At 66.4% G+C, this 265-nt stretch carries 1 protein-coding gene; it reads right to left on the bottom strand.

All coding sequences use genetic code 11. The features are described 5' to 3' along the window. Window positions 1–265: AMP-binding protein (locus AC5RWD_RS23350; protein WP_494022284.1), on the bottom strand; the 265-nt coding region annotated here is incomplete at both ends.

Genomic DNA, 265 nt, shown 5'->3' with positions numbered 1-265 from the left:
CCAGCGATGCCGATCTCCCCCATCTCGCCCGGCGGCAGCGCCCGTGACTCGTCGGGATCCAGGATCATGATCGTGTAGGTCGGCAAGGGCTGCCCCAGGGTGATCGGCTTGTCGGGGTGCATCACGTCCCATGTCGCGGTCACGGTCGCTTCGGTAGGTCCGTAGACATTGAGGAATCGCCGTCCCGGCCGATGCCAGCGTTCGGCCAGATCGCGCGGGCAGGCCTCACCTGAGACGAGTAGGAAACGCAGGTCGGGGAGCTCAC

This window comes from Arthrobacter sp. CMU6 (genome assembly GCF_059090205.1).
Note: the sequence above shows the minus strand (reverse complement) of the source record. Positions and strands in the feature narration are given on the sequence as shown.